The sequence below is a fragment of the Pseudomonas shirazensis genome, assembly GCF_014268785.2.
Taxonomy (GTDB): domain Bacteria; phylum Pseudomonadota; class Gammaproteobacteria; order Pseudomonadales; family Pseudomonadaceae; genus Aquipseudomonas; species Aquipseudomonas shirazensis.
Genome location: NZ_JABWRD020000002.1, coordinates 281737 through 297532, shown reverse-complemented (window position 1 = coordinate 297532; position 15796 = coordinate 281737). Strand labels below are relative to the sequence as shown.

Here is a 15796-nt window from a genome sequence, read left to right as displayed (position 1 = left end):
GAAAGTCGCGCTTGCAGCCATAGTTAAGGCACGTTTTGGAGGGCCATGGCCATGGAGCGTCTGACCCGCGTTCTGAGCGCCTTGACCCGTTGGGGGCTGGGCTTGTGTGCCTTGCTGGCGGTGCTGGTGGCGCTGTATGTGAGCATCGGCCGGCAACTGGTGCCGCTGGTGGCAGAGTATCGCGCCGACGTTGAGAGCAAGGCTGAGCAGGCCCTCGGCATGCCGGTACATATCGGCGCACTGGAAGGCCGCTGGAGTGGCCTGGCACCGGTGCTGCGTGTGCGTGATCTGCAGCTGGGCGAGGGCGCCGATGCGCTGCGCCTGGATGACGTCAAGGCCGTGCCTGATCTGTGGGCCAGCCTCAAGGCCCGCGAAGTGCGCCTGGCGCGCATCCAGCTGGGCGGCCTGCAGTTGATTCTGCGCGAGGATGAGCAGGGCTCCTGGGCGCTGGAAGGCCTGCCCAAGCAAGACGACGCCCCGCTCGACCCTGCGCAGTTGCTGCAGCGCTTGCAGCAGCTGGGGCGCATCGATGTATTCGATAGCCAGGTCACACTGCACCCCTGGCAGCGCGATCCACTGACCCTCACTTACGTCAGCGTTGGCTTGCAGGCCGGCGCCTCGCGCCAGGCGCTGGATGCACGGGCGACCCTGCCCGATGGGCAGCCACTGGCGCTCAATCTGCGTAGCCGTGCCACGGCTGATAACTGGCGCGATGGCTCCCTGGACGGCTACCTGAGCCTGCCGCAAAGCGACTGGTCGCACTGGCTGCCACCCAAGCTGCTTGGCCAGTGGCGCGCCGAAGCGCTGCGCGCGGGCGGCGAATTCTGGGTAGGTGTGCGCAAGGGCCAGTTGCAGCACGCAAGTGTGCGCCTCAACGCGCCGCACCTGCGCGGTGCCTACAGCAGCCGCAAGCCCGTCAGCCTGGATGACCTTGCCTTGTCCGCCTGGTTGCAGCGTGGTGAGGACGGTTACCAGCTAGTGCTCGACTCGCTGGCGGCTAGCATCGGCAAGCAGCGTTGGGAAACCCACCTGCAAGCCCGACAGCACAGCGCTTCGACACCCGTCGAAGAATCCTGGCAGGTCCAGGCCGACACCCTCGACCTGACCCCTCTGACCCCCTTGATCAATGCTTTGGCGCCGTTGCCGGACAACCTCATGGCGGTGGTCGACGGGCTCAAGGTGACCGGCGCGCTGCATAACGTGAAGCTGGATATCCGACCCAAGGCCGAAGGTGATCAGCGCCTGCAGTTTGCCGCCAACCTGGACCGTATCGGCTTCAACGCCTACCACGCTGCACCGGCGGCGGGAAACGTCAGCGGCAGCATCAGCGGCGACCTCGGTCATGGCGAACTGCGCCTGGATACCGACGCGTTCATGCTGCATCTGTATCCGGTCTTCGCCAAACCCTGGCATTACCAGAAAGCCAATGCTTTGCTCACCTGGCGCCTGGATCAGGAGGGCTTCACCCTGATCGCACCGTACCTCAAGGTACTTGGCGAAGAAGGCAAGATCGCCGGCGACTTTCTGATCCGCCTGCTGTTCGAGGAAGGCCGCGAAGACTACATGGACCTGCGCGTCGGCCTGACCGAAGGCGATGGCCGCTACACCGCCAAATATCTGCCCGAAGTCCTTAGCCCGGCCCTCGATGAATGGCTGCGCAGTGCCATCGTCAAAGGCACTGTGGATGAGGGCTACTTCCAGTACCAAGGTTCGCTGAACCGCGATGCCACCCCCGAAGCGCGCAGTATCAGCCTGTTCTTCAAGGTGCGTGACGCGGCGCTGGACTTCCAGCCCGGCTGGCCTCAGGTGCAGCAGGTGGCCGGCGATGTGCTGATTGAAGACAGCGGCGTGCGCATCAAGGCCCGGCAAGGCCTGTTGCTCGACACCAAGGTCAGCGATGTCACGGTGAACATCCCCCACGTTGACGCTGGCCAAGACAGCCATCTGTACCTGACCGGCAACTTCGCCGGCCCGCTCAGCGATGGCCTGAAGATCCTCCAGGAGGCGCCTATCGGCACTGCTGATATTTTCGCTGGCTGGGAAGGTGAAGGCCCGCTCAAGGGCAAGCTCAACCTCGATATCCCAATGGCACACGGCAAGCTACCCAAGATCAAGGTCGACTTCAGCACCGCTGATGCGCGCCTCAAGGTCGCGCCGCCGGAGCTGCAACTGAGCAAGCTCAAGGGCGATTTAACCTTCGACCTGGACAAGGGCCTGAGCGGCAACAACATCAGCCTGCAGGCCTTTGGCAAACCGGTCACGGCGCAAATTGTCGCCGAGGGCCAGCCCGGTCAGATGCAGACCCGCATCAATGCCTCTGGCCAGGTCGCGTTGAAGACCTTGACCGACTGGCTGCAGGTCAAGCAGGCCTTGCCTGCCAGCGGCGAGATTCCCTATCAGCTGCAGCTGAGCCTGGGCAGCCGGGACAATCGCTTGACCGTCGATTCTTCGCTCAAAGGCCTCAGCATCGACTTGCCGGCGCCCTTTGCCAAGGCTGCCCAGGATACCCGTGACAGCCGCTTCAGCATGACCTTGCAAGGTAACGAGCGACGCTTCGATGCCCGTTATGGGGACAGCACACGCTTCGCCTACGCAGCGCCCGGCGGCAAGCTTGACCAAGGCCGCGGCGAGCTGCTGCTGGGCGCGGGCGAGCCACAACTGCCTGGTGGCAAGGGCCTGCGCGTGCGTGGACGGCTCGACACACTCGATCTTGACGCGTGGCAGCAGCAGGCACAGCGCCTGGCCGGCGATGACCCCGGTGGCAGTGCCCGGCAGACCCTGCAAAGCGTCGATCTGAGCATCGGCCAGATACAAGCTTTCGGCACCCAGCTGAACCAGGCCGTGGTACGCCTGGCCCGTGTCGCCAGTGCCTGGGACCTGCGCCTGGACAGCCGCGAGGTGATCGGCAACGCACGCATTCCGGATGCCAAGGCGCAGCCCATGGTGGTCAAACTGCACAGCCTGCGCCTGCCACCGGCCGATCCAGCGCAAGCGCAGGACGACAATGCCCCCGACCCGCTGGCCAGTTTCGACCCGCGCAAGGTCCCCGCGCTGGACCTGTGCATCGACAAGCTGTATCGCGGTGATGACCTGTTCGGTTCGGTGGCGCTGAAATTGCGACCGACCCCGCGCGGCGTGTCTTTCAATGGCGTCGACCTGCTGATCAAGGGCCTGCACATCGATGGTAATGGCGCCTGGGAAGGTCTGCCGGGCAGCACTGCGAGCTGGTACAAGGGCCGCCTGGATGGCAAGAACCTGGCCGATGTGCTGCAGGGCTTTGGCTTTGCGCCAACGGTAACCAGCCGCGACTTCCATCTGGATGTCGATGGCCGCTGGCCTGGCTCGCCGGCCTGGATCGACACCAAACGCTTTTCCGGCAGCCTCGATGCGTCGTTGCGCAGTGGTCAGTTCGTCGAGGTCGAGGGCGGCGCCCAGGCGTTGCGCGTGTTCGGCCTGCTCAACTTCAACTCAATCGGCCGGCGCCTGCGCCTGGACTTCTCCGACCTGTTCGAGAAGGGCCTTGGCTATGACCGGGTCAAGGGCCTGCTGGTGGCTAGTGAAGGCGTTTACGTGACCCGTGAGCCGATCACTGTCACCGGGCCGTCCAGCAACTTCGAGCTCGATGGCACCATGGACATGGTGCGTGATCGCATCGCTGCCAACCTCCAGGTCACCCTGCCGGTCACCAACAACCTGCCGTTGGCAGCGTTGATCGTCGGCGCGCCGGCCATTGGTGGTGCGCTGTTTCTGGTCGATCAATTGATTGGTGATCGAATTTCGCGCTTTGCCAGCGTGCGCTATCGCGTCGATGGCTCGTGGAAAGAGCCTAAGATCACCTTTGTGAAACCTTTCGAAAAGTCTCGCTAGGAGTGCCGATGAAAGCAGCGGTGGTTCAGATGGTCAGCCAGGACGATGTGATGGCCAACCTGCAGCGGGCCGGTGTATTGCTCGAGCAAGCCGCTGCCGCCGGCGCGCGGCTCGCGGTGCTGCCGGAAAACTTCGCTGCCATGGGCCGGCGCGATGCCGCTGCGATCGGCCTGGCCGAGGCGCGTGGCGAAGGGCCGATCCTGCCATGGTTGAAACGCACCGCTCGCGCCCTCAAGTTATGGATAGTTGCCGGCACCTTGCCGTTGCCCCCGCTCGGCCAGCCGGACGCCAAGGCGCATGCTTGTTCGCTGCTGATCGACGAGCATGGTGAGGTGGTCGCACGCTACGACAAGCTGCACCTGTTCGATGTCGATGTGGCCGACAACCGCGGTCGTTACCGTGAGTCGGATGACTATGCCCACGGCAGCCAGGTGGTGGTGGCCGACACGCCGCTGGGCAAGGTAGGCCTGTCGGTCTGTTATGACCTGCGCTTCCCTGAGCTGTACAGTGCACTGAGGGCGGCCGGCGCGGAGCTGATCACGGCCCCCGCAGCATTTACTGCGGTGACCGGTGCGGCGCATTGGGAGGTACTGATTCGCGCCCGGGCCATCGAAACCCAATGCTATCTGTTGGCGGCGGCCCAGGGCGGAATCCACCCCGGCCCCCGCGAAACCCACGGTCAGGCGGCGATCGTCGACCCCTGGGGGCGCATCATCGCCCAGCAGGCTCGCGGTGAAGCGGTGCTGCTGGCCGAGCGCGACATAGATCAACAAGCGTCCATCCGGGCGCGGATGCCGGTGATCACGCACCGGCGCTTTTTCTCGCAGGACGCCTTGCGGCCTGCGCACACCTCGGAGTGACTATGAGCCAGATGTTAACCACCGTCAGCGACCAGCTGCTTGCCCCGGGCGGACTGACCCTGGACAGCCTGCAGGCTGTACTGGGCGAGTTGGCCGGGCCCGGCATCGATGCTGCCGATCTGTACTTCCAGGGCCAGATTTCTGAAACCTGGGCGCTGGAAGACGGCATCGTCAAAGAAGGCAGCTTCAACCTCGACCAAGGCGTTGGCGTGCGCGCCCTGTCTGGTGAGAAAACCGGCTTCGCCTACAGCAATGCGATCAACCTCGAAGCCCTCACCTCGGCCGCGCGCGCCGCCCGGTCGATCTCGCGTGCCGGCCAGAACGGCACGGTGCAGGCGTTTCGCAGCCAGGATGTGACCCAGCTGTACACCCCGGACAACCCGCTGGATGTGCTCAGCCGTGCCGACAAGGTCGAACTGCTCAAGCGCGTCGACGTCGCCACGCGGGCGCTTGACCCGCGCATCCAGCAGGTCAGCGTGAGCATGGCCGGGGTCTGGGAGCGGATTCTGGTGGCCGCTGCCGATGGCGGCCTGGCTGCCGACGTGCGTCCGCTGGTGCGCTTCAATGTCAGTGTGATCGTCGAGAAGGACGGCCGCCGGGAACGTGGCGGGCAGGGCGGTGGTGGGCGGACCGACTACCGCTTCTTCACCGAAGAGCGGGTCATGGGCTACGCCCGTGAAGCCCTGCGCCAGGCGCTGGTCAACCTTGAGGCCAAGCCGGCGCCGGCCGGCACCTTGCCAGTGGTGCTTGGCCCGGGCTGGTCCGGCGTGCTTCTGCACGAGGCGGTCGGCCATGGCCTGGAAGGCGATTTCAACCGCAAGGGCAGTTCCGCCTACAGCGGGCAGATCGGCCAGAAGGTTGCCTCCAGCCTGTGCACCATCGTCGATGACGGCACTCTGCAGGATCGTCGCGGTTCGCTCAGCGTCGACGACGAAGGGACGCCAACCGAGTGCACCACGCTGATCGAGAACGGCATCCTCAAAGGCTACATGCAGGACAAGCTCAACGCGCGCCTGATGGGCATGGCAGTGACCGGTAACGGCCGCCGCGAATCCTATGCGCACCTGCCGATGCCGCGTATGACCAACACCTACATGCGCGCAGGCGAGAGCGATCCCGAAGAGATCATCGCTTCGGTCAAGAAGGGTATCTACTGCGCCAACCTGGGCGGTGGCCAGGTCGATATCACCAGCGGCAAGTTCGTCTTCTCCACCAGTGAGGCGTATCTGATCGAAGACGGCAAGATCACCGCGCCGGTCAAGGGTGCGACGTTGATTGGCAATGGGCCGGAGGCGATGAGCCGGGTATCGATGGTCGGTAACGACCTGGCGCTGGACAGCGGCGTCGGTACCTGTGGCAAGGATGGTCAGTCGGTGCCGGTGGGCGTTGGCCAGCCGACTCTGAAGCTGGATGCGATCACCGTCGGCGGTACCGGCGGATGAGCGTAGTGCGCAGCAAGCGCGCCTCCACCGGGGTGGGGGCGGGCTTGCTGCGCACGAGGCATTACCTAGCGCAGGCCGCGCTGAGCTTCGTCAAGTTCGCGGATGTACTTGAACACCTTGCGCGCAGCAGCCGGCGGCTTGTCCCGGGCTTTTTCGTGCTGGGCATGGCGGATCAACGAGCGCAGTTGCTGACGGTCGGTTTCAGGGTATTCCTGAACAAACCGCTCAAGGTCCTCGTCGTTGCCGTCGACCAGCCGATCGCGCCAGCGCTCAAGGCCGTGAAAGCGTTCGTTGTACTGGCGGGTAGAGCTGTCGAGTTGCTCGATCACCGCAAGAATTGCGTCGGTGTCCTGGTCGCGCATCAGCTTGCCGACAAACGACATATGGCGTTTGCGGGCGATGTGCGCGGTGTGCTTGCTGGCATCGGCCAAGGCCTTGCGCAGCGGGTCGGTCAAGGGCAGGCGTGCCAGGGTGTCAGGCTTGAGCGTCGTCAGGCGCTCGCCGAGTTCAACCAGTGCATGTAGCTCACGCTTGATCTGGGTTTTGCTTTTTTCGCCATCGAAGGCGTCGTCGTATGAATCAACCATGGTGGCCGTCCGCTAGAAATCGTCGCCATGATAACCAGTCGGGGGCCAATTGTCCGGCCCGGTCGTAGAATGACCCTAGCCGTAAGCAGAATTTGAGTGGAGAAGACCATGAGTGCAGTCCAGAGCATAGGCCCGAAGGACCTGCCGGCCTTGCAGGAGCAAGTCGAGGCGATCGTTGCCGAAGCGCGCCGCCAGGGTGCCAGCGCCTGCGAGGTGGCGGTGTCGCTGGAGCAGGGTTTGTCGACCACGGTGCGTCAGCGCGAGGTCGAGACGGTCGAGTTCAACCGTGACCAGGGCTTTGGCATCACCCTCTATGTCGGCCAGCGCAAGGGCTCGGCGAGTACCTCGGCTAGCGGCCCGGAGGCCATTCGCGAAACCGTTGCTGCAGCCCTGGCGATTGCCAAGCACACCTCGGAAGACGAATGCGCCGGGCTGGCCGATGCCGCCCTGATGGCCCGCGATATCCCTGAGCTTGACCTGTACCACGATTGGGACATCAGCCCCGAGCAGGCCATCGAGCAGGCACTGGCCTGTGAGGCCGCTGCTTTTGATGCCGATCCGCGGATCAAGAATGCCGACGGCACTACCCTCAACACCCATCAGGGCTGCCGTGTTTACGGTAACAGCCATGGCTTTACCGGCGGCTATGCCTCGACCCGGCACAGCCTCAGTTGCGTGATGATTGCCGAAGCCGACGGGCAGATGCAGCGCGACTACTGGTATGACGTCAACCGCCAGGGCGATCTGCTGGCCGACCCGCGCAGTATTGGCCTGCATGCAGCGCAACGTGCTGCAAGCCGCCTGGGTGCGCGCCCGGTGCCGACCTGCGAAGTGCCGGTGCTGTTCTCTGCCGAGCTTGCCGGTGGCCTGTTCGGCAGCTTTCTTGGGGCGATCTCGGGCGGCAACCTGTACCGCAAGTCGTCGTTCCTCGAAGGCTCGCTGGGGCAACGCCTGTTCCCCAGCTGGCTGACCCTGGATGAACGCCCGCACCTGCCGCGGGCGCTGGGCAGTGCGGGGTTCGACGGCGATGGCCTGGCCACCTACGCCAAGCCGTTCGTCGAAAACGGCGAGCTGGTGTCGTACCTGCTCGGTACCTATTCGGGGCGCAAGCTGGGCTTGCCAAGCACCGCCAACTCGGGGGGCGTGCACAACCTGTTCGTCACCCATGGCGTCGAAGATCAAGCTGCATTGATTCGGCGCATGGGCCGTGGCCTGTTGGTCACCGAGCTGATGGGGCATGGTCTGAACATGGTCACGGGTGATTACTCGCGTGGCGCAGCGGGCTACTGGGTCGAGAACGGCGAGATTCAGTTCGCTGTGCAGGAAGTGACCATTGCCGGCAATATGAAAGACATGTTCCAGCAGATTGTGGCGATTGGCAGCGATCTGGAAACCCGCAGCAATATCCACAGCGGCTCTGTGCTGATCGAGCGCATGACGGTCGCGGGTAGCTAAAACCCTCCGCTGTGCCAGTTGCACATCCCGGACCCGGCCATCGCGCCGGGTCTTTTGTTTTTGCCTTCGGGGTTGAAGTGATTCTATTTATCACTTAATAATGAATATCATTACACCGTCCAGCAGTGATGATATTCATGAATACCGTACTCCATGAGTTGCCCTACCTGGAAAACTGGCGTTGGCTGAGCCGGCGCATTCGCTGCGCGCTCGACCCCGACGAGCCGCGACTGATCGAGCATTACCTGGCCGAAGGTCGCTACCTGGTGTGCTGCACCGCGACCTCGCCATGGACCGTCGCCCTGACTTCCCTGCGCCTGCTGCTGGATACCGCCAGCGACCGCATGCTGCCCTGGCACTGGCGCGCGCAGTGCCTGGACCAGGCCTGGCGGCCGCTGTTGGACCTGCGCAGCCTCGATCGCCTCGAGCAAAACCAGCGCTGGCAGCCCTATGCCATGCAGCTCGCCAATTGCGTGCTGCTGCCTTCGATTTCCCCCGACGAACTGTTGCAAGGAATTGACCATGAGTAATACCCGTATCGAGCGTGACAGCATGGGTGAGCTGCAGGTGCCGGCCCAGGCCCTGTATGGCGCTCAGACCCAGCGCGCGGTCGATAACTTCCCGATCAGCGGCCAGCGCATGCCGGTGCAGTTCATCCGTGCATTGTTGCTGGCCAAGGCGGCAGCGGCCAACGCCAACGTCGAACTCGAGCAGATTTCGCCGGCGCAGGGCCAGGCCATCGTCCAGGCGGTCGAGCAGTTGCTGGCCGAGGATTTCATTCAGCACTTCCCGGTCGACGTTTATCAGACGGGTTCTGGTACCAGCTCGAACATGAACGCCAACGAGGTGATTGCCACCTTGGCCAGCCGCGTCCAGGGCGAGCCAGTCAACGCTAATGACCACGTCAACTGTGGCCAGAGCAGCAACGACATCATCCCCACTACCATCCATGTCAGCGCTGCGCTGGCCATGCACGAGCAGTTGCTGCCGGCGCTGCGCCACCTGGTGCAGGTGATCGATGCCAAGGCCGTCGAGGTGCATCACTACGTCAAGACTGGCCGCACTCACCTGATGGATGCCATGCCGGTGCGCATGAGCCAGGTACTGGCTGGCTGGGCGGCACAGATCCGCGCTGCCTTGAGCCATCTTGAAGCGACCCTGCCGAGCCTGCAGGCGCTGGCCCAGGGCGGCACTGCGGTAGGTACCGGGATCAACGCTCACCCGCAGTTCGCCGCCGGTTTCGCCCGCCAGCTGAGCGGCCTGACCGCGATCGAATTCACTCCCGGTGACAACCTGTTTGCCCTGATCGGTTCGCAGGACACTGCCGTGGCGCTGTCTGGCCAGCTGAAAACCACCGCCGTTGCCCTGACCAAGATCGCCAACGACCTGCGCTGGATGAACTCCGGCCCGCTGGCGGGCCTGGGCGAGATCGAACTGCAGGCCCTGCAGCCTGGCTCTTCGATAATGCCGGGCAAGGTCAACCCGGTGATTCCCGAGGCGACCGCCATGGTGGCTGCACAAGTCATCGGCAATGACGCCACCATCGCCGTGGCCGGGCAGTCGGGCAACTTCGAACTCAACGTGATGCTGCCGGTAATCGCTCGCAACCTGCTGGAGAGCATCGAGCTGATGGCCAACGCCAGCCGCTTGCTGGCCGACAAGGCCATCGCGACCTTCAAGGTCAATGAAAGCAAGCTCAAGGAAGCCCTGGCGCGCAACCCGATTCTGGTCACCGCGCTGAACCCGATCATCGGCTACCTGAAGGCCGCCGAGATCGCCAAGACCGCCTACAAGCAAGGCCGGCCGATCATCGACGTGGCGTTGGAGCACACCGACCTCTCGCGTGACCAGCTTGAAGCCTTGCTTGACCCGGAAAAACTCACCGCTGGCGGTATCTGACCGTCCAGGAGGCACGTCATGCAGCACTGGAAACGCACCACCGATCACGCCAACCGGCTGTTTGCCCAAGGCGACTGGGTCGACGCTCGGGAGCATTACCTGCAAGCGCTGGCCCTGGCCCAGGTGCTGCTCGAGCGCTGGCATGACGTTGACGAGGCGGTTGCCGCACTGGTAATCGCCCATCACAACCTGGCCGATCTGCACCTGCGCCTGAACCAACCCCACGAAAGCGCGGATTACCTCTGCGCTGCCCACCAGCGCCTGCTGCAGGCCAGCCACGAGCCACGACTGCCGCAGCCGCTACGCGAGGCGGCACTGCGCCACAGCGCACGTACCTACACCGAGCTGCTCAATTTCATTGCCGAGTACGGCCAGTACCCGCGCACCGCGCGCTTGCTCAACCGCCAGGCTGGCGTGGCGAGCGAGCTGATTGCTGCGCCGGAAGTTGCACCTCACTCACTTAATTACGGAATCCACTGATATGCCGCATACCTTGCCTGCACTGCCGTACGCCTACGATGCGCTGGAGCCGCACATCGACGCCCAGACCATGGAAATCCACCACAGCAAGCATCACCAGACCTACATCAACAACCTCAACGCGGCCATCGAGGGCACCGAGTGGGCTGAGTGGCCGGTGGAAAAACTGGTTGGCGCGGTCAAGCAATTGCCTGAAAAGTTGCAGGCAGCGGTGATCAACCAGGGCGGTGGCCACGCCAACCACACCTTGTTCTGGACTGTTATGGCGCCCAATGGCGGCGGCGTGCCGCAAGGCGAGGTGGCCAAGGCCATCGAGCAGCAATTAGGTGGCTTTGATGCTTTCAAGGAGGCTTTCACCAAGGCTGCGCTGAGCCGCTTCGGCAGTGGCTGGGCCTGGCTCAGCGTTACCCCGACCAAGCAACTGGTGGTCGAGAGCAGCGGCAACCAGGACAGCCCGCTGATGCACGGCAACACGCCGATCCTCGGCCTGGACGTGTGGGAGCACGCCTATTACCTGAAGTACCAGAACCGCCGGCCTGAATACATTGGCGCGTTCTACAACGTGGTCGATTGGGCCGAAGTGGAACGCCGCTATCAGCAAGCCTTGAAGTGAGCCTAACCGGTATGCGCTCGCAGGTGATGTCTGTCAGCAGTGTGCGCCTGTTTCGTCTGGCGCTGGGGACTTTGCTGTTGCTGGTCGGGACTGCGCTGTTAGTGGCACGCGGGATCGATTGGCTGGGCCTGGAGCCGCGCATACTGCGGGCTCTGGAGGGCGGTGCACTGTGCGCTCTGGGCACTGCGCTGGGCGCGGTGCCGGTGTTGGTGATCCGCAATATGCCGGTAGCGGTGGCTGACACCTTGCTCGGTTTCGGCGCTGGAGTGATGCTGGCAGCGACTGCGTTCTCGCTGATCATGCCGGGCCTGACCGCTGCACAGGCGATCGGTTTCAGCCCATGGGGCGCCGGTGGGCTGATCAGTTTCGGCCTGCTGTTAGGCGCGCTTTGCCTGTTTCTGGTCGACTTCAAGGTCTCGGGTGCTTCACCCGAAGCCTTGGTCGGTAACGGCAATCAGCCGGTTATCGCAGCGCGGATCTGGCTGTTCGTGATTGCCATCATTGCCCATAACATTCCTGAAGGGATGGCCATTGGCGTATCGGCCGGTGGCGGCATGCCGGACGCCGACAGCCTGGCCATGGGCATCGCCCTGCAGGATGTGCCGGAAGGTCTGGTGATCGCATTGGTGCTGGCCGGAGCGGGGATGTCGCGTTTCAAGGCTTTCTTGATCGGCGCGGCCTCGGGCCTGGTCGAGCCGCTGGCAGCAGTGATCTGCGCATGGCTAGTGAATGTTGCCGAACTGCTGCTACCGCTGGGCCTGGCCTGCGCGGCGGGAGCGATGTTGCTGGTGGTGACGCAGGAGATCATTCCGGAATCACGCAGCAACGGCAACTATCGCCTGGCAAGCCTGGGGCTGTGCGTGGGCTTCTGCCTGATGATGGTGATGGACACGGCCATGTCGTGACCGCTTGCTGGTCCAGCGCTGCGGCAGCGCTGGGCCTGGCAGCGGCGGGGCGTTATTCGCCTTCGTCGAAGTAGTTGTTGATCAAATCCACCACGGCCTGGAGTGCCTCGTCTTCCTGCTCGCCCTCGGTGAACAGGTGCACCTGAGTGCCCTTGCCCGCTGCGAGCATCATCACCGCCATGATGCTTTTGCCATCGACCAGCTTGTCTGGCGCCCGGCCGACCCTCACCTGGCAAGGAAAGCGCCCGGCCACGCCGACGAACTTGGCGGCCGCTCGGGCGTGCAGGCCCAGCTTGTTGATGATGGTGATTTCGCGGGCGGGCATGTTCGGGTAAATCCTGTGGGCTAGAGGTCGCGGTGGCGGACTTGGACGTTTTTCAAGGATTGCTGCAGAACCTGGCCGAGGCGCTCGGTCAGGTACACCGAGCGATGGTGGCCGCCGGTGCAGCCGATGGCGATGGTGACATAGGCACGGTTGCTGGCGGCGAAGCGCGGCAGCCATTTGAGCAGATAGCTGGAGATATCCTGGAACATCTCTTCGACATCCGGCTGCGCAGCCAGGTAATCGATGACCGGCTGATCCAGGCCTGAGTGTTCGCGGATTTCCGGCTTCCAGTACGGGTTGGGCAGGCAGCGCACGTCGAACACCAGGTCGGCGTCTACCGGCATACCCCGCTTGAAGCCAAACGACTCAACCAGAAACGCCGTACCCGGCTCGGGTTGGTTGAGCAGGCGCAGCTTGATCGAATCGCGTAGCTGGTAGAGGTTGAGGTTGGTGGTATCGATCTTCAGGTCGGCAAGGTCGGCAATCGGCCCGAGCATATCGCTCTCGACCCGAATGGCTTCGGCCAGCGAGCGATTGGCGTTGGTCAGTGGGTGACGCCGGCGCGTTTCGGAGAAGCGCTTGAGCAGGGTGTCTTCGTCAGCATCCAGGTACAGCACATCGCACTGGATGTGCCGTGCGCGGGCATCCTCGAGCAGCTCGGGGAAGCGTGACAGATGGCCTGGCAGGTTGCGCGCATCAATCGAGACGGCAACCTTGGGCTGCATCAGCTCGGTATTGATCAACGCGTTTTCAGCCAGTTGCGGCAACAACCCGGCGGGCAGGTTGTCGATGCAGTAGAAGCCATTGTCTTCCAGCACGGCAAGTGCAGTGCTCTTGCCGGAGCCAGAGCGGCCGCTGACGATGATCAGGCGCATGCTCAGCTCCCGTTTTGCACGTCCAGGACGACCTGGTACAAGGCCTCGTTGTTGCTCGCAGCGCGCAGACGCTTACGCACGTCTTCGCGATCGAGCATGCTGGCAATCTGGCGCAACAGCTCAAGGTGAGCATCGGTGGCAGCTTCGGGCACCAGCAGGACGAACAGCAGGTCCACCGGGGCGCCATCGATGGCATCGAAGTCGATTGGATGATCCAGGTGGAGCAGGGCGCTGACCGGATTGGCGCAGCCCTTGAGGCGGCAGTGCGGAATGGCGATGCCATTGCCAAACCCGGTGGAGCCCAGTTTTTCGCGGGCGATCAGCTTCTCGAAGACTTCTTGCTGGTCGAGCTCGCTGACTTCGCTGGCTACGACCTTGGCGATTTCTTCGAGGGCGCGTTTCTTACTGCTGACGCCCGGCACGTTCACCAAGGAACGGCCGGGGGTCAGAATGGTTTCAAGTCGGATCATGGATGAGGGGGATCAGCGAGCAGCTGCACCTTGCAGGAGACTTTGCTGTTTTTCCTTGTGTTTTTTCAGTTGGCGGTCGAGCTTGTCAGCCAAATTGTCGATGGCTGCATACATGTCTAGATCTTCGGCATTGGCAACCACTTCGCCGCCCGGAATCTGCAGAGTCGCTTCGATCTTCTGCTGCAGTTTCTCGACTTTCATGATCACCGTGACGTTGGTGATCTTGTCAAAGTGCCCTGCGAGTCTCTTCAGCTTCTGCTCGACGTAGTCGCGCAGTGGTGGGGTTACTTCTACATGGTGTCCACTGATGTTGACTTGCATACAGCTTCTCCTTTGTTGCCCGTGCATAAAGAGGCAGGTCTTGCACCTGCCACAAAAACGCTGTGGCACATCCTGGGGCTACATCAGTCGCTTGCGTTCACTCGACGGTGCTATGCCGAGCGACTCGCGGTACTTGGCGACGGTGCGACGGGCTACCTGGATGCCTTGTGCCTCCAGTAAACCAGCGATCTTGCTGTCACTCAATGGCTTTTTCTGATTTTCCGCTGCAACCAGTTTCTTGATGATCGCGCGGATCGCCGTGGACGAGCATTCACCGCCTTCGGAGGTGCTGACGTGGCTCGAGAAAAAGTATTTCAACTCAAAGATGCCACGCGGAGTGTGCATGTACTTCTGGGTGGTGACGCGGGAGATGGTCGACTCATGCATGCCCACTGCTTCGGCGATGTCATGCAGCACCAACGGTTTCATCGCCTCGTCGCCGTACTCGAGAAAATCGCGCTGGTGCTCGACGATCTGCGTGGCGACCTTCATCAAGGTCTCGTTGCGGCTCTGCAGGCTCTTGATGAACCAGCGCGCTTCCTGCAACTGGTTGCGCATGAAGGTGTTGTCGGCGCTGGTATCGGCGCGGCGGACAAAGCCTGCATATTGCGGGTTGACCCGCAGGCGCGGCATGGCTTCCTGGTTCAGCTCGACCAGCCAGCGGTCGGTGTCCTTGCGCACGATCACGTCAGGCACCACGTACTCCGGCTCGCTCGACTCGATCTGCGAGCCAGGCCGCGGATTGAGGCTCTGCACCAGCTCGATGACCTGCCGCAGTTCGTCTTCCTTGAGCTTCATACGGCGCATCAGCTGGCTGTAGTCGCGACTGCCGAGCATATCAATGAAGTCGCTGACCAGGCGCTTGGCTTCGGTCAACCAAGGCGTATTGGCCGGCAACTGACGCAGCTGCAGCAGCAGGCACTCGCTCAGGTTGCGTGCGGCAACGCCGGCGGGTTCGAACTGTTGAATACGGTGCAGCACGGCCTCGACTTCATCGAGCTCGATGTCGAGCTCCGGGTCAAAGCCTGCGCAGATTTCTTCGAGGGTGTCTTCCAGATAGCCTTGCTGGTTGATGCTGTCGATCAGCGTTACTGCAATCAGGCGATCGGTATCGGACATCGGCGCCAGGTTCAGCTGCCACAGCAGGTGGCTTTGCAGGCTCTCGCCGGCAGAGGTGCGGGTGGTGAAGTCCCACTCGTCATCGTCGTTGCTGGGCAGGCTGCTGGCGCTGGTCTGGTAGACATCTTCCCAGGCTGTGTCGACCGGCAGTTCGTTGGGAATGCGCTCGTTCCAGTCGCCTTCTTCAAGGTTCTGACTGGCGGCGCTGCCTTCCTGCAGGCTGCCATCCTGAAAACCGCTGTCCTGGAAGCTGTTGTCCAGGTTTTCGGCGCTTGGCTTGCTTTCGGCACTGTCGGCCAGCGGGTCGCTGTTGTCGAAGTCTTCGCCGTCTTCCTGGCGTTCGAGCATCGGGTTGGATTCCAGCGCTTCCTGAATTTCCTGTTGGAGGTCCAGGGTCGAGAGCTGAAGCAGACGAATGGCCTGTTGCAACTGCGGGGTCATCGTCAGTTGCTGGCCCATTTTTAGGACGAGCGATGGTTTCATAGCTTGGGCTTAATACCTTGTCCGCCGGCGCATCTGCGCCATCCACTACACGAAGGGCGCCGCGGCGCCAATTTCAAGCAAGTTATATGCCTTAA

15 protein-coding genes are annotated in these 15796 nt (G+C 62.9%); 9 read left to right on the top strand and 6 right to left on the bottom strand.

The features are described 5' to 3' along the window. The first annotated feature begins 45 nt into the window (after positions 1 to 45). From HU736_RS12630 to tldD, 3 genes are read left to right on the top strand one after another with little or no spacing between them, the layout of a single operon-like run. The gene (locus tag HU736_RS12630) at positions 46 to 3867 is read left to right on the top strand and encodes a YhdP family protein (protein ID WP_186697484.1); all 3822 of its coding nucleotides are present in this window, start codon (positions 46 to 48) and stop codon (positions 3865 to 3867) included. An 8-nt stretch (positions 3868 to 3875) separates the two neighbouring features. Beyond that, complete coding sequence (locus HU736_RS12625; protein ID WP_103436171.1) at positions 3876 to 4727, top strand: carbon-nitrogen hydrolase family protein; 852 nt, start codon at positions 3876 to 3878, stop codon at positions 4725 to 4727. 2 nt (positions 4728 to 4729) lie between these two features. Next, on the top strand, positions 4730 to 6169 hold the full coding sequence (tldD, locus tag HU736_RS12620; protein WP_186697486.1) for a metalloprotease TldD: 1440 nt from the start codon (positions 4730 to 4732) through the stop codon (positions 6167 to 6169). 65 nt (positions 6170 to 6234) lie between these two features. Here tldD and yjgA read toward each other — a convergent pair whose 3' ends face one another. Then, a complete protein-coding gene (gene yjgA, locus HU736_RS12615; RefSeq protein ID WP_101316835.1) occupies positions 6235 to 6756 on the bottom strand; it encodes a ribosome biogenesis factor YjgA in 522 nt (173 codons plus the stop codon). Between the two features lie 108 nt (positions 6757 to 6864). Here yjgA and pmbA point away from each other — a divergent pair, with 108 nt between their 5' ends. From pmbA to HU736_RS12585, 6 genes are all read left to right on the top strand, one after another. Then, positions 6865 to 8211 carry a metalloprotease PmbA gene (gene pmbA, locus HU736_RS12610; protein ID WP_186697488.1) on the top strand — a complete coding sequence of 449 codons (1347 nt, stop codon included), beginning with the start codon at positions 6865 to 6867 and terminating at the stop codon, positions 8209 to 8211. Positions 8212 to 8339: 128 nt separating this feature from the next. Beyond that, entirely contained in the window at positions 8340 to 8741 is a 402-nt protein-coding gene (locus tag HU736_RS12605) for a FagA protein (RefSeq protein WP_178080747.1), read from the top strand. Then, a complete protein-coding gene (locus HU736_RS12600; RefSeq protein WP_186697490.1) occupies positions 8734 to 10110 on the top strand; it encodes a class II fumarate hydratase in 1377 nt (458 codons plus the stop codon). Before HU736_RS12605 ends, HU736_RS12600 begins: the two co-directional genes overlap by 8 nt. An 18-nt stretch (positions 10111 to 10128) precedes the next feature. Further along, complete coding sequence (locus tag HU736_RS12595) at positions 10129 to 10590, top strand: DUF2753 family protein (RefSeq protein ID WP_186697492.1); 462 nt, start codon at positions 10129 to 10131, stop codon at positions 10588 to 10590. 1 nt (position 10591) lies between these two features. Continuing rightward, positions 10592 to 11203 carry a superoxide dismutase gene (locus tag HU736_RS12590; RefSeq protein WP_186697494.1) on the top strand — a complete coding sequence of 204 codons (612 nt, stop codon included), beginning with the start codon at positions 10592 to 10594 and terminating at the stop codon, positions 11201 to 11203. Positions 11204 to 11214: 11 nt separating this feature from the next. Continuing rightward, entirely contained in the window at positions 11215 to 12108 is an 894-nt protein-coding gene (locus HU736_RS12585; protein ID WP_186697873.1) for a ZIP family metal transporter, read from the top strand. 52 nt (positions 12109 to 12160) lie between these two features. On the opposite strand, the gene HU736_RS12580 is transcribed toward HU736_RS12585, so the two are convergent. The 5 genes from HU736_RS12580 to HU736_RS12560 form a co-directional block, all read right to left on the bottom strand. Then, complete coding sequence (locus tag HU736_RS12580) at positions 12161 to 12433, bottom strand: HPr family phosphocarrier protein (protein ID WP_101316850.1); 273 nt, start codon at positions 12431 to 12433, stop codon at positions 12161 to 12163. A 20-nt stretch (positions 12434 to 12453) separates the two neighbouring features. Next, entirely contained in the window at positions 12454 to 13308 is an 855-nt protein-coding gene (gene rapZ, locus HU736_RS12575) for an RNase adapter RapZ (protein ID WP_101316852.1), read from the bottom strand. Positions 13309 to 13310: 2 nt separating this feature from the next. Further along, the gene (ptsN, locus tag HU736_RS12570) at positions 13311 to 13778 is read right to left on the bottom strand and encodes a PTS IIA-like nitrogen regulatory protein PtsN (RefSeq protein ID WP_103436178.1); all 468 of its coding nucleotides are present in this window, start codon (positions 13776 to 13778) and stop codon (positions 13311 to 13313) included. Positions 13779 to 13790: 12 nt separating this feature from the next. Continuing rightward, positions 13791 to 14099 (bottom strand): ribosome hibernation-promoting factor, HPF/YfiA family, encoded by a 309-nt coding sequence (gene hpf / locus HU736_RS12565; RefSeq protein ID WP_101316856.1) that lies wholly within the window; start codon positions 14097 to 14099, stop codon positions 13791 to 13793. 78 nt (positions 14100 to 14177) lie between these two features. Continuing rightward, positions 14178 to 15701 carry an RNA polymerase factor sigma-54 gene (locus HU736_RS12560; protein ID WP_103436180.1) on the bottom strand — a complete coding sequence of 508 codons (1524 nt, stop codon included), beginning with the start codon at positions 15699 to 15701 and terminating at the stop codon, positions 14178 to 14180. Positions 15702 to 15796 lie beyond the last annotated feature (95 nt).

What these genes read in the sequence shown, in the direction of transcription:
- HU736_RS12630 (WP_186697484.1), top strand. Translation starts at nt 46, where the DNA reads ATGGCCATGGAGCGTCTGACCCGCGTTCTGAGCGCCTTGACCCGTTGG.
- HU736_RS12625 (WP_103436171.1), top strand. Translation starts at nt 3,876, where the DNA reads ATGAAAGCAGCGGTGGTTCAGATGGTCAGCCAGGACGATGTGATGGCC.
- tldD (WP_186697486.1), top strand. Translation starts at nt 4,730, where the DNA reads ATGAGCCAGATGTTAACCACCGTCAGCGACCAGCTGCTTGCCCCGGGC.
- yjgA (WP_101316835.1), bottom strand. Translation starts at nt 6,756, where the DNA reads ATGGTTGATTCATACGACGACGCCTTCGATGGCGAAAAAAGCAAAACC.
- pmbA (WP_186697488.1), top strand. Translation starts at nt 6,865, where the DNA reads ATGAGTGCAGTCCAGAGCATAGGCCCGAAGGACCTGCCGGCCTTGCAG.
- HU736_RS12605 (WP_178080747.1), top strand. Translation starts at nt 8,340, where the DNA reads ATGATATTCATGAATACCGTACTCCATGAGTTGCCCTACCTGGAAAAC.
- HU736_RS12600 (WP_186697490.1), top strand. Translation starts at nt 8,734, where the DNA reads ATGAGTAATACCCGTATCGAGCGTGACAGCATGGGTGAGCTGCAGGTG.
- HU736_RS12595 (WP_186697492.1), top strand. Translation starts at nt 10,129, where the DNA reads ATGCAGCACTGGAAACGCACCACCGATCACGCCAACCGGCTGTTTGCC.
- HU736_RS12590 (WP_186697494.1), top strand. Translation starts at nt 10,592, where the DNA reads ATGCCGCATACCTTGCCTGCACTGCCGTACGCCTACGATGCGCTGGAG.
- HU736_RS12585 (WP_186697873.1), top strand. Translation starts at nt 11,215, where the DNA reads ATGCGCTCGCAGGTGATGTCTGTCAGCAGTGTGCGCCTGTTTCGTCTG.
- HU736_RS12580 (WP_101316850.1), bottom strand. Translation starts at nt 12,433, where the DNA reads ATGCCCGCCCGCGAAATCACCATCATCAACAAGCTGGGCCTGCACGCC.
- rapZ (WP_101316852.1), bottom strand. Translation starts at nt 13,308, where the DNA reads ATGCGCCTGATCATCGTCAGCGGCCGCTCTGGCTCCGGCAAGAGCACT.
- ptsN (WP_103436178.1), bottom strand. Translation starts at nt 13,778, where the DNA reads ATGATCCGACTTGAAACCATTCTGACCCCCGGCCGTTCCTTGGTGAAC.
- hpf (WP_101316856.1), bottom strand. Translation starts at nt 14,099, where the DNA reads ATGCAAGTCAACATCAGTGGACACCATGTAGAAGTAACCCCACCACTG.
- HU736_RS12560 (WP_103436180.1), bottom strand. Translation starts at nt 15,701, where the DNA reads ATGAAACCATCGCTCGTCCTAAAAATGGGCCAGCAACTGACGATGACC.